Genomic DNA, 16,297 nt, shown 5'->3' with positions numbered 1-16,297 from the left:
TACACAAAACAAAGACATTCAAAGCACTATGCTCCATGCCCTATGCTATCCCCTATTTCTCCAAGGCCACAAACTTATCATAATCAATATCCTGTTGATCCAAGGTAACGATAGATTTAATTTGCTCGAAAGTTTTTGCCGCTTTTACTTCTTCAAAAGTACGGTTGGCATTTTCTTTATCTTGTAAAAATTGAACTGCATATTGCGCCAACTGATCTTCAGGAAGTGGACTTGGGCTATACATTCTAAATTGAGCATCTAATTTCGCTTTAGCTGCAGCAACTACATCTTCATATTTAATTTCGATGCTGTTATCCTTAATGATTTTGTTTTCGATTAAAGTCCATTTAAGATTTTTAGCAAAATCATCATAACCTTCTGCCAATTCTTCGTCCGTTAGTTTTTCATTTGTAGCTTTTAACCAACGACGTAAAAACTCATCTGGTAAATCAAAAGAATGTTTCTTTAAAAGTTCTTCATAAATATCGTTTGATAATTTACGTTCCGAATCTTGGGTAAACATGCTTTCTACTTCTTCTTGAATTTTAGCTCTAAAACCAGCCTCATCAGTTACAGTGCCTTCTCCGAATAGTTTATCGAAAAACTCTTGATTTAAATCTGATTCTTCCAAACGATTAACGTTTTTAACAGTTAATTGGAAGTTCGATTTTAAATCTGCGGCATCCTCTTCAGATATATTAAGTGCTTTAGCAATTGCAGCCTTATCTTCAAAAGTTTTTTGAACATCAACTATAGCCACATCATCTTTCTTTAAACCCACTAAAGATTTAAGTACTTTTTTATCTGTAATTAAATCTAAACGGATGGTAGCCGTATTTGTGATTCCACCTTCAAAAACAGAACCATCAGCACCCAATTGCACCATTTCGGCATATAACACATCGGTTTCAGTAGCCACTTCTGGGTTGGTCATTTTGCCATAACTGCGGCGGATATTTTTGATTCGGCTTTCTAAAGTTTCTTGATCAGCCTTAACCACATATTGGGTAAATTTATCTTTCGAAGAAATATTTACATCAAATGCAGGCGCTAAACCTAATTCATAATCAAATTCAAACTCATCTGTATTATCCCATCTGAATTCACGCTCATTATCCATTTGTGGCAATGGCTGACCTAAAATTTCTAATTTTTGCTCGGCAATGTAATTAGATAGTGTATCGTTTAACAAGTTGTTAACCTCTTCTACCAAAATACTTTTACCATACATTTTTTTAATGTGAGCAGCAGGAACCATCCCTTTACGGAAACCAGGTAATTGTGCCTTTTTTGCTTGGTCTTTAATTGCTTTTTCTACTTTTGCACTATAATCTGCAGGTGCGATTTTGATTTTTACAACAGCATTTAAGTTGCCGGTTTTTTCTTGTGTAATATTCATTTTTTAAGCTATGAGTATTAAGATGTGCAATTAACTTTGAAGCTTGTAATGTGATTTGAAGCAAATGGCACATAACAATCAATTAAATTAGCACACCAATTATTAATTACTATTAATCAATGTTTTAAAAAACAAAGCCGCTTCGATGTTAATCGAAACGGCTTCATGTATTGTGCGGATGAAGGGACTCGAACCCCCACGCCGTGAAGCGCCAGATCCTAAGTCTGGTGCGGCTACCAATTACGCCACATCCGCAATTAGGATTTATTTTGGACTGCAAAGATAGAAACTAGATTGAATAATCAAAAAGTATCTACCATAAATTATAAATTATTTTTCGTCGAAATTGCTAAGTAGTTAATTTTGAACGAGAATAGTTTTAAAATTATTTTTTGAAAAGCAATTGCTGTGGTTATCGGTTACATCAGTCCTGCTTTTGCTGCAAGTCCCGATAGAAGAATCGGGAGCTTTTCGCGTCAATCAGGTTTAGTTAAAATTTAACAGTGCATCTATTCAACATTCCCTAACCCACCATTTGCTATAATTATTTCATTACCACTTCCGATACTTCGATTAGTTCGGGTCTGCCCTCTAAAGGGTATCCAGAAACTTTAGTTCCTTTTAAGACCACTTGTTTATCTACGTAGGTATCGAGGTTTAAGCTGCTGCTCCTTAAAGCGAATGGCTTACCAGCATAATTTATACTATGTGTACCGTATTGATAGGTGGTCATTCCCATTTTAGTAATTTTTCCTTCAATTGAGATAGATTCGCCAGTTGCAACAGATCTCATGGAACCGCAGCTTGATATTACAGCCACGAAAAGCGAAAGTATGAGTATTTTTTTCATAATTATTTCTGAATAACTTATTATAAATGATCAACACTAAATGCCTAATAAAGTTCTTTTTGAAACTCAAAAAAATATTGCACAGCCTTTACCAACCTACTGCCATACCAGCTGAACATTTCGCCATCTACCAGCATCACTTTTGCAGTAGGTATTTCTGCTCGGATTTCTTCAATATGCTTTTCTTTAAAAGGATATGGTTCTGAAGAAAGCAAAATCAGCTCACAGCTTAGCGCTTTCAGTTGCTCAAGCATAATTTCAGGATAACGATTAACCATCACCACATTTGTCATTCCATTGATTAAAAGTATATCATCAATAAAGGTATTTTTAGCTGCAACCATATAAGGTTTGCGCCAAATAAGATAGGCAACTCTTTTATCAATGTGATTTTGTAATGCCAAAGTTTTAAGATCATTAAAACCAGCAGAAATTAAATGATTTAGATAATCTGCTTCTGGCATCCTATCTACCAACTCCCCAATCTGCGAAATGGTTTTTTTTGCATCTTCCAGGTTAAAAATATCACTCATCCAAACTGGAAAAATTCCAGCTAATTCTTCTATATCGCTTTGCGTATTCTCTTCTTTATTACCAATAATTAAATCTGGCTGCAAATCTTTTATTAAATCAATATTTAGCTTTTTCGTTCCGCCAACCTTGGTTCGTCCGGCAAATTTTTCTATCGGATGAATGCAAAATTTCGTTAAGCCTATGATCTCCTGATCCAATCCCAAATCAAAAAGTAATTCCGTTTGTGAGGGTACAATCGAAATAATCCGTTTGGGCGGGAAGTTAATGGTGATCTCCCGCCCCATTTGATCGATAAAAGATTTTTGCATAATCAAAGTTATACGTTTTAAGTAGTAAATTTGACTTAAAACCTAATACCTCTGACTCAAATTTTTACATCATCCTTTACAACGCCATCTGCGAGGTGTAAAATCCGGTTTCCGTAAGTTGCGTTTTTCTCCGAATGCGTAACCTGAATAATGGTTATACCATCTTCTTTATTCAATTGTTGAAAAAGCTGCATAATTTCTTCTGCCTGTGCCGATTGTAAATTTCCTGTAGGTTCATCGGCTAAAATAATACTTGGTTGAGCAGCTAAAGCTCTTGCGATACCTACCAGTTGTTGTTGACCGCCGGAAAGTTGATTGGGAAATAAATCTTTTTTAGCTACGATATTAAAACGATCCAACAAATTCGCAATTCTGCTGGCACGTTCAGAGCTGCCTACTTTTTTATAAAGCAATGGTGCTTCGATATTTTCGTAGACTGTCATTTCATCAATTAAGTGATAAGCCTGAAATACAAAACCAATATGGTTACGGTACAATTCAATTCGTTTGCGCTCGTTTAAGGAAGTTACATCTTCACCCAAAAACTCGTAAACGCCGTACGTAGGCTCTTCTAACATTCCTAAAATATTAAGCAATGTAGATTTGCCCGCACCAGATGGACCCATAATGGAAACAAATTCTCCTTGCTTTATGGTGGTGGTTACATGGCGTAAAACGTAATTTTTTATACCTTTTGTAGCGTAGTATTTTTCTATGTTTTTTAGTTCTATCATAAAAGTTGTAAGTTGTAAGTTATAAGTTGTAGGTTATAAGTTTTAAAGTTTCGAATAAATTTGCAGCAGGCTTATACACTTACTACGTAAAACGTATAACTTAAAACTCTCGGTCTTATTCGTATTTCAATGCATTTACAGGATCGGTTACAGCGGCTTTTCTCGCTTGTATGCTAACTGTTAGTACCGCTATAATTACGGAAACAATGGTTGCCACAATGAAAGGCAAAACAGGCATATCAATTCGATAAGCAAAACCTTCGAGCCATTTTTTAATAATGATGTAGGCAATTGGCCAACTGATTAAATTGGCTGCAATAACCAATATCAGGAAAGATTTATTTAAAAGGTTTACAATTTGTATGTTGGAAGCACCAAGCACTTTTCTAACGGCAATTTCTTTTGTTCTTCGTTTAGCTACAAATGTAGAAAGCGCAAACAAACCCAATAAAGATAAGGATACAGAAATCACGCTAAAAAGGATGATCATGTTCATAAAACGTTTGTTATCTTCCAAAACCTTATCAAATGCATTGCTCATTGTGGTGTACGACATTGGATAATCTGGGTACAAAGCTTTCCATTCGGCCTCTATTTTTTTTATCACATTCCCACTATTTTCAGTATCAAAACGAACCAGTAAATTGTTGGTGTTCGAAGTACCGCCTAAATGTGTAACCTTATAAATGGTTGGTAAAACGGCCTTATCAAATCCTTCGTTATGGTAATCTTTTATAACTCCAACAATTTGAAAAGAATATTTATTCTTTTCTGTTTTCACATCGTACATTTTCCCAATGGCATTTTTATCTATCAATTTAGCTGCACTTTCGTTTAACACTATCGAATTCACAGTGTCCTGTTTATATTCTTTAGCGAATATTCGTCCCTGCAAAACCTTAACCCCGAGTGCTTGCAAAGCATCTATAGATACAGTAACTGTGTTCAACGGAATTTTGCTGTCTTTATAGGTTATTTCTTCAGGAACATTAAAAGCGTTGCCCATCACTTGGGTGGTGGTGGCAATGTATTTTACACCAGGAATTTTTCTTAATCGTTCAGCAAATGTTTCTTCGTAATTTGATTTAATATTGATAAGATTTCCTTTTTCAAACCCTAAATCTTTATTGCTTACATATTGTGTTTGCTGGTACATTACGCCAATGGCGATGATAAACGTTACCGATATTACAAATTGAAAAACAACAAGAATATTTCTCAATGCAATTCCCTTTAATCCGTTTTCGTAATTTCCCTTTAAAACCGAAACGGGATTATAATTTGATAATATCCATGATGGGTAAAATCCAGCTATTAGTGTTACAAAAGCAAATAGAGCCAATAATTGAAAAATCATCATCAATAATTGCGGATTATACCAAAAGCTTAGGTTAACATTGAAATGATGATTAAAGGAAGGTAAAATCATCTCGACGAGAATAACACATAAAAACAATGAAACAATACTCTGTAATGCAGATTCGAGTAGAAATTGCATTAGCAATTGGCCCTTGTATGATCCGAGAACTTTTTTAACTCCAACCTCTTTTGCCCGCTGAACTGATTGAGCAGTTGCTAAGTTTACAAAATTGATTACCGAAACTAGAAGTAAGAAAATCGAGATTCCTATAATGGGTTTCAACTTATCTTTCCAGCTTATTTGTAATGATGGATTGGCATGAACTGCTTCCATTTGTACCGCTTTTAAACCTGGCAGTTTGCCATTTTTATAATAGTCGTTAAAATTTCTTTTCTGTTGTGCAAATGAAGCCTTTTTAGCATTAACATAAACCTTGATCAAGCTTTCATTTAACAATGCCGTATCAATAGCGCCGTTCATTTTAGCGTAAACTTGGCAATAATTACTATTTGTGATATTTTCTGGATCTTTGTCCTTATCTCCCGTTCTCATAATGGCATTAAAACCTACGGACTGTGGGGTTTTCGGTTCTTTAACCACTCCAGTAATCGTCATCAGCTGACCAGGATCACTTCTCCATATCACGATCTTAATTGTTTTTCCTAGAACTTTATCAGTTCCAAACAACTTCAAAGCAATGCTTTCTTTAATTACAATGGATTTTGGTGATTTCAGTGCTGTTTCTGGGTTTCCCTGAATAAATTGATAATCGAACACCTTAAAGAAACTGCTGTCAGCGTCCTTAACTTTTTTAACCATTACTGGGTTTGCATTATCCACTTTTAAAGAATAACCATTATTCCAATCCCATTCCTGATCTACCTTTGTAACCGCCTGAACCTGAGGAATATTATTTCTTACCAATGCAGCCATTCTGCTATTTACAGCATCTTGCCAATGCTCTTTATTATCGGGCGTAAAAAAATCGTGTTTCTCACGAATCTGATAAACGCTTTTTAAATCCGGCGACCAGCTATCGTAACTTTCTTCATGATTAATGTATAACAGCATCAACACAAAAGCTGTTAAACCAAGTGCTAATCCACCAATATTAATGGCGGCATAAGCCTTGTTTTTCCAAAGGTTTCGCCAAGCGATTTTTAAGTTTAATTTGAACATTGTAGTATCAAGTATTTAGTATCAAGTATCAAGACATTGAAAATGGCTTTGAGCTTTTTGCTTCAACATTTTGCAGCTCCTACCCTCTTTGGAGGCTGGGTGGGGTTGTTTATTCATATTTAAGTGCATCAATTGTATTGGCCACCGCAGCTTTGTAAGAACGAATGCTTACGGTTATTAAAGTTATCGCCATTGATATAACCATGGCCAGTGCGAACGGCCAGATGCTGATATCAATCCGATAAGCAAAACCCGAAAGCCATTTCGAAACAAATAAATAAGCCAACGGCCATGCAACAAGATTTGCAATGAAAACCATGATCAGAAACGAGCCATTTAGCATTTTAACCAATTCTATGGTCGATGCACCTAACACTTTTCTGATGGCAACTTCTTTGGTTCTTTGCGTAGCAACAAATGAAATCAGTCCGAATAAACCGATAAAGGAAATGAAGATAATTACGCCTGCGAAAACTTTGAATAAAACACCCATAACGCGTTCCATTTCGTAATATTGGCTAATATCATCGTCTACAAATGAGGAACGATAAAAATTTTCAGGATATGTTTCATTCCAGATTTTTTCTATTCGAGGCATAATGGAACTAATTTGTTTGCTATCCATTTTCACTGCCAAATTCTGATAATTTTCTTTTATTGATGTGATGATGATAGGAGAAATTGACTCATGCAAGCTTAAGTTATTGAAATCCTTAACTACGCCAACTACAGTTCCTTCTTTACCAAAAACTTTAATTCTCTTACCCAAAGCACTATTGAAATCAGTAATATTCAGTTTCTTTAAAAGTGTTTCGTTTACAACAATTTCCCGTATGGTATCACTTTTAGAGAAAGCCTTGCCAGCCACAAAAGATAAGCCGAAAGTTTTAAAATAATCTTCGTCGGCAAGTTTAGAATTTGCCTGAAAATTCGCCTTCTCAGTACTGTTATACTTAAAATTGGTTTCGTTATTATTACTTGAAGATGGTGGATTACGACAAAAACTGCTGGCTATAACACCTGGAATTTTTGAAATTCTTTCTTGCAGAATCTGATATTTTATTAAGCTTAAACTATCATTTCGTACACTCACCATTGCAATGGCCGAAGGATTGAAACCTAATGGCTTCTCCCTCATGTAGTTCATTTGTTTTAAAACTACAAGCGTACCGATAATTAAAACTACAGTAATCGAAAACTGAACAACTACCAAAACTTTGCGCAAGCTTAATCCACCTGCATTTGCGGTAATTTTGTTTTTAATTGCTAACGCAGGACTAAAACCAGACATTACCATAGCGGGATAAAAGCCAGCCAAAAAGCTAACAACCAAAACCAATGCTATCATAAATAACAAAATGATTTGATGATTGATGATGCTGAAAGATATATCATCGTAGAACAAACTTTTCATTCCAGGTAATGCGATTTCCGTTAAAACACAAGCAAAAAGTAAGGAAAGTACGCTTACGGTGAATGTTTCGGTAAGAAATTGAATGATTAATTGCTTTCGTAAACTGCCCATTACTTTACGTACGCCAACCTCTTTACTTCTGCTTACTGCTTGTGCAGTAGCCAGGTTAATAAAGTTGATACAAGCTGTTAGCATTAAAAAGGCGCCAATTATGGCCAAACCATAAAGCTCTTTCTTTGGCATATTTTTACTAGCAAAATTTCCTAAATTTTCATTGTAATGAATATCGCTTAATGCTTGTGCACTAATTTGTTCTTTTGATGTTACATCTTTTTCAAAATATTTCTCGGAAAACTTTATAAGTGCATTGCGAACTTCACCTATTGATACACCATCTTTTAGTAAAAAATAACATTCATCATTCGATGATGTATTTCCCCATCTAGTAAAATCTTCATTTTTATGACTTCTTAAAGTTTTATAGGAAACCACAATATTTAGAGGAAAAGAACTATTCTGTGGCATTTCCTGTAAAATTCCTGTAACTATAAAATCTTCTCTATTTTGATAGTTGATGGTTTTACCAACTGCTTGATTCCAATTACCAAACAATTTTGTCGCCATATCTTTTGATAAAACAACCGTATTTGGCTCACTTAACGATTGAACAGGATTTCCTTGCAGCCACTCAAAGCTCATTATTTGAAAAAAATCTGGTTCAGCGTAGAAAATATCTTCTTTGAGTTTAATCTTTTCTTTTCCTGCATCATCCTTAACTTTTATAATACCACCATCCTGACTGATCGCCCCGACTCTATCAATCAGTTGTTTGAAATCATTTCGTAGTGCAGCAGGCGCCGGCTTTGGTACCCCTTGCGATTCTTCGAAACCATCTGGAGTTGTCCAATTAGTTGTAATGCGATAAATTCTATCTTCATTTTTAAATCCCTCATCAAAACTCATTTGATAGCGGATAAAAATAAATATCAAAATACAACTGGCCATCCCAATGGAAAGCCCAAGAATGTTGATGAATGTGTACCCCTTGTTTTTCCAAAGGTTCCGCCAAGCGATTTTTAAGTTTAATTTGAACATTGTAGTATCAAGTATATAGTATCGGGTATTTAGTATAAAGTATCGAGTATTAAGAAAGGTTTTCGCTTAATCTTTGAGCGTTATTCATATTTAAGTGCATCAACTGCATTGGCCTTAGCTACTTTAATTGATTGTATGGTAACGGTTAAAATAGCAATGATTAGAGAAACCATGAGGGCCAGTACAAATGGAAGCGCAGATATAGAAATTCGATATTCAAATGCAGACAACCATTTGTTTATTGTAATGTATGCCAAAGGGAATGCGATAAGATTAGCAATTACAACCAACTTTATAAAATCTTTGTTGAGTAAAGTGAGTATATTACTTGTACTGGCACCCAGAACTTTTCGAATGCTAATTTCTTTTTTGCGTTGTTCTGCCATAAATAAAGCCAAACCAAGCAAACCTAGGCACGAAATGAAGATGGCAAAGCCTCCAAACCAGTTAGAGATCGTTCCTAATAACTTTTCAGATTCAAATTTCTCTTCAAACGAATCACTTACGAATTTTCTATCTACAGGATAATCAGGATTAATTTTTTTCACCAAGGCATCGATTTGAGCCAGCGAAGTACTGATATTTTGTGCCTCGTTCAACCGCACCAAAATTACGCCTCCATCATCATGATATGCTCGATTAAAAATCATGGGGGCTACCTTTTGATAAGGAGATTCTGCAACAAAATCTTTCATTACGCCTATAATGGTACACTTATATCCATCATAACCAATTACAGTACCCACTGGATTTTTAAGTCCCATGATTTTAACGGCAGCTTCGTTAATAAGTACTTTATTTGAATCACCGGGAAATTCCATTTTAAATTCTCTTCCCTCGATCATTTTTGCTCCAATGGTTGATACAAAATCGTAACCAATTCCTCTTTGATTAAATAAGACTTTGTCGTTCGGATTTTTGCCTGGCCAATTTATACTTGATGTATTATTTCCCCCTTCATCGATATTCATACTCAACAAGGAAACATTTGCTGCCGCACCAGATTTTAACAGTTGGTTTTTTAACAGCTCAATTTTATTTGTTTGCCTTAAATTACCCATTGCAGCCATTTGAATTAAATTTCCTTGGCTGTAACCTATCGGTTTATTTTTGATATAAGTTAATTGCTGAAAAATCACAGCTGTGCAAACGATCAAACAAGAAGCGAAAACAAATTGAAAAACAACCAATACTCTTCTGACTGAAATTGCAGAACCAGTTTTAATACTAAATCCCTTAAGCACTTTTACAGGTTCGAAAGATGAAAGATAAAATGCTGGATAACTACCTGCAAGTAATCCTGTAAATGTGACCAAACTAAGTAAAACGAGCCAATATCTCCAATTATCATATTCAATAATCAGATCAATATTTAAGATTGAATTGAAATATGGGAGACTAATCTCAACTAAAATAAATGCGATAACAGTTCCAATCAAGGACAATAAAGTACTCTCTAGAATGAATTGAAACATTATTGATTTACGAGTAGATCCAATCGCTTTGCGAACACCAACCTCTTTAGCTCTTTTCTCTGATCGTGCTGTAGACAAATTCATAAAGTTAACGCATGCAATAAGCAGTATACAAATGGCTAGCATAAAGAAAATTCTTAACTGCCCAATTTTACCGCCTATAGATTTACCGTTATCAAACTCATTATACAAATGCCACTTAGACAGCGGATGAAGAAATAATTCATTGTTATCCAATTTATTGTCGTGGATTTTATAAATATTTCTAACAGAGGTATTTACTTCATCAAGTAAAATACTGTTTCGTAGCTGTACAAGAGTAAGGCAAAAGTTACTACCCCAACCCTGCTCTTTTATCCATTTTTGCCTTTTCTCATTTAACTTCCAAGGCATTATGTAGTCAAATTTAATACTGCTATTTGCGGGTAAATCTGCAATTACTGCCTCAACTTTTAATAAATCTTCATTATCAAGCTTTAAGGTTTTACCAATTGGGTTTTCGCTACCAAATAATTTTTTTGAGAGTGTTTGGGTAAGTACAACGCTGTTAATATTATTTAATGGTGTTGTCACATTGCCACTTAAAAATTCATAGTTTAATATTTTTAAAATTGAAGGATCGGCAAATAAACCTTTGTTCTTGATTTTCTTATCATTATAACTTATTAGTTGCTCAAATGGGTAAGAAGATCTTGATGCATTAACTACCCCCGGGTATTTAGCCTTAAGTTCTGGCGCTAGTAAACCAGGTGTCCAAGCCCAACTGTGAATCTTCCCATTAGCTTTCATGTCGGTATAAGCAACATAAGTAGTATTATAATTTTTAAATTGCTTATCAAAGCCAAATTCATAAGATACATACAATAATAAGAGCATACAGCTCGCAATTCCAATGGCAAGTCCGCCGATATTTATGAGCGTAAAACCCTTGTTCTTCCAAAGGTTTCTAATGGCTATTTTTAAGTTAAGTTTGAACATAAGGTATAAGGTTTAGGGCATAAGGTTTAGGGTTTGGGCGTATTAACCTTACGCCTTTTACCTTAAAACTTGAACAATTATTCATATTTAAGTGCATCAACAGGATTTGCCTTTGCAGTTTTATAAGCTTGAAAACTTACCGTAATTAATGCCATTAAAAGAGTTCCTACAGCGGCAACTGGAATGATCCACCAACTGATTTCGGTATGAAATTCGAAATTATTGAGCCATTTACCCATGGCAAAATAGCTTATCGGCACAGCGATAATGATGGCAGCTATAATCATTTTAATGAATGAAAGTGAAAGCAACTGCATCAAATTAGTAACCGACGCACCAAGCACTTTCCGAACACCAAATTCTTTGGTTCTTTGCTCTGCACTATAGGCAACTAAACCAAATAAACCCAAACACGATACAAAAATTGCCAATCCACCGAATAGATTTGAAAGGATGCCAAGTGTTTTTTCCGATTTATATTTCTCTTGATATAACGAATTAACAAAAGTAATTTCAGTAGGATATGCAGGATTAAATGCCTTTGTAATTCTGTTTATGGTTTCAATATTACTTTGTAAATTATTGGAATTATTAAGGCGCATGGTAATAGCGCCGGTTTGTCCTGTAGTTAGATAAACAATCTGAGGATTATTTGATTTGTAGGGTGAATCCCAAACATAATCATCAAATACACCAATTATGTAAGCATTTGAACCAAACACCATTACTTTCTTTCCAATCGGATTTTTGTATCCAAATACTTTTACTGCCGAGGCACTAACCATTACCGCACTTGTATCTGATGCAAAGTTTTTAGAGAAATCTCTTCCTTCCAATAATTTAATGCCATTGGTTTTAATGAAATCGTAAGATGTGGCTACTTGATTAAACATCACTGTATTTTCGGGCTTCGTCATTCCATCCCACTTCATATCCATAAAGTTGCGGCCATGATGAGAAAGACTAACCGACGATTGGTACATGGACGTAACAGCACCCGATTTTAGCATTTCAGTTTTGAATAAATCGAACTTGTGTTTTAATTCACCATCTTGAGGAATTTCTACCAACGCATTTACATCAAAGCCAACTGGTTTATTTTTGATATATTGAATTTGGCGGTAGATTACCAAAGTGGAAATGATGAGAATAATAGCAAAACAAAACTGACCAATAACCAAAACCTGCCTCAAGCTAATGGTTAAAATGCCCCTTGATTTGATTTTCCTTTTTAATGTCTGAATCGGATTAAACGATGATAGATAAAATGCGGGATAACTGCCAGCAATTAAACCCGTGGCGATTACAATACCCAATATGCCAATCCAGCTTGCTGTGTTGAAATATGAAATCCCCAAATTAATGTTTAAAAGTTGGTTAAATGCAGGGAGACAAATTTCGATTAAGGCGATTGCCATTACAACGGAAACCAATGTGAGCACCATTGATTCAGTCAAAAACTGCAAAATTAATGATGTGCGATTGGCACCAATTGTTTTCTTAATTCCAACTTCCTTAGCCCGCTTTTCTGATTTAGCAGTTGCCATGTTCATAAAGTTGATGCATGCAATTAACAATATTCCAAATGCCAGCCCCATAAAAAGCCAGATTTGCTCAATATCACCTCCTGAAGGTTGGCCATTCTCAAACTTGCCAAACAAATGTAACTTGCTTGCCTGATATAAAAAATGCGGTTGCGATTGCGGATTTTGTGGCGTATTTGCCTTTACCAAAGCCTCGACCTTACGATTTACCAAATCGATATTTGCATCAGTATTGAGGCTAACCATAGTTACAAAACTGAAATTGTTCCAGTTTAAATCTTTAGCACTTTGATCAACCATTTCATATAACGACCATGGCATTAAAAAATCAAACCGGTTTGAGCTGTTTTCAGGTAAATCTTTAATTACGCCTGTAATGGTAAGGTTCTCGGTATCCTGATAACGAACCGATTTATTTAAAACATCGGTTGTTCCAAATAATACCTTTGCAGTGCTTTCTGTTAAAATAACCGAAAGCGGATTTTTTAATGCTGTTTTCTCATCGCCAGAAATAAAATGGTAATCATACATTTTAAGTATATCAGGTTCGGCAAATTTCGAATCCCTTTTGTAACTGTTTTGCCCGTTAGCAATTAAGCTCTTTTTACCATAATCCATGCGGGCAACATATTTTACTTCGGGCAAATTTTGTTTTAAAAGCGGGCCTAAAGCAGTTGTAGTACCATTGAAGGTGGCGGCAATTTTATTTCCCTCACCAGGAACATTCGTCATGGCCATATAAACGTTTTTCCAGTTTTTGGCTTGCTTATCGAAATTCCATTCGTACGAAACATATAGCAAAAGCATTAAACAGGCAGCAAGGCCGATAGCCAAACCTATTACATTGATGAAAGAAGATGTTTTATTCTTCCAAAGGTTTCGCAATGCGATTTTTAAGTTTAATTTGAACATAAGGTATAAGGTTTAGGGCATAAGGTTTAGGGTTTGGGCGTATTAACCTTACACCTTTTACCCTAAACCATAAGCCATTATTCGTATTTCAAAGCATCAACAGGATTTGCTTTTACAGCTTTATTTGCCTGAACGCTTACGGTAATTATTGTTAATAAAATGGTTATTATGGCACTGCTGACAAAAGGTAACACTGGCAAATCAATTCTATAGGCAAAGGTTTCGAGCCATTTTTTGGTAAGGATGTAAGCTATTGGCCACGAAATGAGATTAGCCACAAGCACCATGAAAAAAAATGAACTGTTGATTAACCTGAATATTTGAACATTACTGGCACCCAATATTTTACGAACGGCGATTTCCTTAATTCTTCCATTGGTAATGTATTTTGCGAAGGCAAACAAACCTAAAATTGCAATGAAAATGGTTAACAAAGCTGCTGCAAAAAATACCGATTGCAGTTGTTCTTGTTTTTTAAAAAGTTTGCCATACAGTTCATCTAAAAACTCGTACCTGAAATCTTCGCCATCCTTTGGATTAATTTGAGGCCATTGCGTTTTCAAAGCAGCCAAAACATTAGCCATTTTGTTTTGCTCTATTTTTAATAAAATTTGAATTTTATAACTTCCACAAGGATCTTTTATGGTATAAATAGTTGGCTGTACAATAGTTTCGAAACCCTGCGTTTTAAAATCCTTAATCACACCTACTATTCTATAATCGATACCACATCCCTTAATGGTTTGACCGATAGGGTTTTTTAGGCCATATTTTGCTACTGCGCTTTCGTTTATAATAGCAGCGTTTACCGTATCGGTTGTATATGTTTTTGAAAAAAAACGTCCTTCTTTCAGTTTGATATCAAGTGTTTCAAAATAATCGAAATCAACATTTACAAAATCGATATTTGCTTTAATACCATTCACCTCATAATTATTTATTCCGTTTTGCCCGCCTGGGATGAAGCTAGCAACAGTAGCAGATTTTATTCCTTGAATTTTCAGCAACTTATCTCTCACCGGATCAAAACTTACTGACCCAAATTTTGCAGGATTGTTAAAAAGGGTTAAGTTTTTAATGTATACCACTTGGTTGACATTAAATCCTAAATCCTGATTTTGCATGTATTTCAGTTGTGAGTTGATAATCAACAATCCAATAATGAAAATAACAGCGATGCTAAACTGGAAAACCAATAATCCATTACGCAGCCAGGAACTTTGCTTACTGGTAGAAAAGTTTCCCTTTAATACCAATGCCGGTTTAAAACCAGATAAAACCAATGCTGGATAAATGCCGGCAATAAATGTTATCAGAAGCAAAATTACTGGTAATTGCCAGATCAAATCATTACCAACTTGCCAAATGGATAAATCGACCTGAAAGAGATTATTAAAATTCGGAAGTAGTAATTCTGCTAAAATCAGAGCCAATATTGTAGCTATAATACATTGTATAAATATTTCGGCAAGAAATTGAATAGTGAGTTGTGAACGGTAAGCGCCCATAACTTTCTTAACACCAACTTCTTTTGCTCTTTTCGTTGCTTGTGCAATGCTTAAATTAGTGAAATTGATACAAGCAATAACTAATATCAAAAACCCAAGTGATGAAAGTGCAACCAATGTTTTATAAGGCATATCATTGCCTGCTTTAGGTCGCAGATGCAAATTTGCAAGTGGATCTAAAAATGTAGAAATAGCTTTTAATTCGTCAATTGATTTTTTGTTGGTATTGCTTTTTAGTAATTCGTATCTATATAATTCACTAATTTTCCGCTCGAGACTTGCTACATCTGCATTAGGTTTTAACTGAAGATAGATGGAATAATCATTCATATCATAGTTATCCTTCTCGCCAAGTTCTGCAGCCAAAGAAACCCCATCGAATTTAAGGTTAACATGTTTATTGCCTTTTATCGAACCTGCTATAATTCCGGTTATCCCTGAGTTACTCGATCCATAACTAACCATTTCTGGCTTGTTATCCTTTTTATTTGGGAAAAGCGTTTTCATACTTTCCTTACTTAGATAATTAAGCCTCTCTACCTCTCCTGATGGTTTTGTAAGACCATTTTCTGGCTGTATATTTAGAATTTTTGCCGCATTGTAGTCTACTACTATTATATTCTTGGTAAAAAGGGTGTTTTTCCCATTTTTAATGGTTAGCTCAAAAGATCCATCCTTTACTAAACCAATAGCTTCAACTTCAGGATAAGTTTGCTTAATAGCTTTTGCTAGTGGCGCTGCTACATAATTTGTTTTAAATTCGGGATAGGTAACCCCTAACACATAAATATTCTTATAATTCTGATTGGTTTTATCAAAGCTTGTTTCGTAAGTGAAATACATTGCAACCAATATAAAAGCAGCCAAAGCAATAGCCAAACCACCAATATTTAAAGAAGTGATACCCCGGTTTCTCCAAAGGTTTCGCAATGCGATTTTTAAGTTTAATTTAAACATAGGTTTAAGGTTTAGGGGTAAAAGATTTAGGGCTCGAGCGCATCAAACTT

At 35.0% G+C, this 16,297-nt stretch carries 9 protein-coding genes and 1 tRNA gene; all 10 read right to left on the bottom strand.

Going from position 1 to position 16,297, the window contains the following annotated elements; all coding sequences use genetic code 11:
* Positions 1–52 precede the first annotated feature (52 nt).
* Positions 53–1,399 (bottom strand): trigger factor, encoded by a 1,347-nt coding sequence (tig, locus tag LUA91_RS00115; RefSeq protein ID WP_231423923.1) that lies wholly within the window; start codon positions 1,397–1,399, stop codon positions 53–55.
* Positions 1,400–1,572: 173 nt separating this feature from the next.
* Positions 1,573–1,654 (bottom strand) — tRNA-Leu (locus tag LUA91_RS00110).
* A gap of 289 nt (positions 1,655–1,943) precedes the next feature.
* Positions 1,944–2,249, bottom strand: a complete 306-nt coding sequence (locus tag LUA91_RS00105; RefSeq protein ID WP_231423922.1) for a hypothetical protein — start codon at positions 2,247–2,249, stop codon at positions 1,944–1,946.
* A gap of 44 nt (positions 2,250–2,293) precedes the next feature.
* A complete protein-coding gene (locus LUA91_RS00100) occupies positions 2,294–3,091 on the bottom strand; it encodes a helical backbone metal receptor (RefSeq protein ID WP_231423921.1) in 798 nt (265 codons plus the stop codon).
* 56 nt (positions 3,092–3,147) lie between these two features.
* On the bottom strand, positions 3,148–3,825 hold the full coding sequence (locus tag LUA91_RS00095) for an ABC transporter ATP-binding protein (RefSeq protein ID WP_231423920.1): 678 nt from the start codon (positions 3,823–3,825) through the stop codon (positions 3,148–3,150).
* Between the two features lie 115 nt (positions 3,826–3,940).
* Positions 3,941–6,364 carry an ABC transporter permease gene (locus tag LUA91_RS00090; RefSeq protein WP_231423919.1) on the bottom strand — a complete coding sequence of 808 codons (2,424 nt, stop codon included), beginning with the start codon at positions 6,362–6,364 and terminating at the stop codon, positions 3,941–3,943.
* A gap of 109 nt (positions 6,365–6,473) precedes the next feature.
* Positions 6,474–8,873, bottom strand: a complete 2,400-nt coding sequence (locus LUA91_RS00085; RefSeq protein WP_231423918.1) for an ABC transporter permease — start codon at positions 8,871–8,873, stop codon at positions 6,474–6,476.
* 80 nt (positions 8,874–8,953) lie between these two features.
* A complete protein-coding gene (locus LUA91_RS00080; RefSeq protein ID WP_231423917.1) occupies positions 8,954–11,326 on the bottom strand; it encodes an ABC transporter permease in 2,373 nt (790 codons plus the stop codon).
* Between the two features lie 77 nt (positions 11,327–11,403).
* The gene (locus LUA91_RS00075; RefSeq protein WP_231423916.1) at positions 11,404–13,782 is read right to left on the bottom strand and encodes an ABC transporter permease; all 2,379 of its coding nucleotides are present in this window, start codon (positions 13,780–13,782) and stop codon (positions 11,404–11,406) included.
* 77 nt (positions 13,783–13,859) lie between these two features.
* Positions 13,860–16,247: an ABC transporter permease gene (locus tag LUA91_RS00070; protein ID WP_231423915.1), complete on the bottom strand. Its 2,388-nt coding sequence runs from the start codon at positions 16,245–16,247 to the stop codon at positions 13,860–13,862.
* Positions 16,248–16,297: the final 50 nt, after the last annotated feature.

The organism is Pedobacter sp. Leaf250, assembly GCF_920984735.1.
Lineage (GTDB): Bacteria > Bacteroidota > Bacteroidia > Sphingobacteriales > Sphingobacteriaceae > Pedobacter.
Note: the sequence above shows the minus strand (reverse complement) of the source record. Positions and strands in the feature narration are given on the sequence as shown.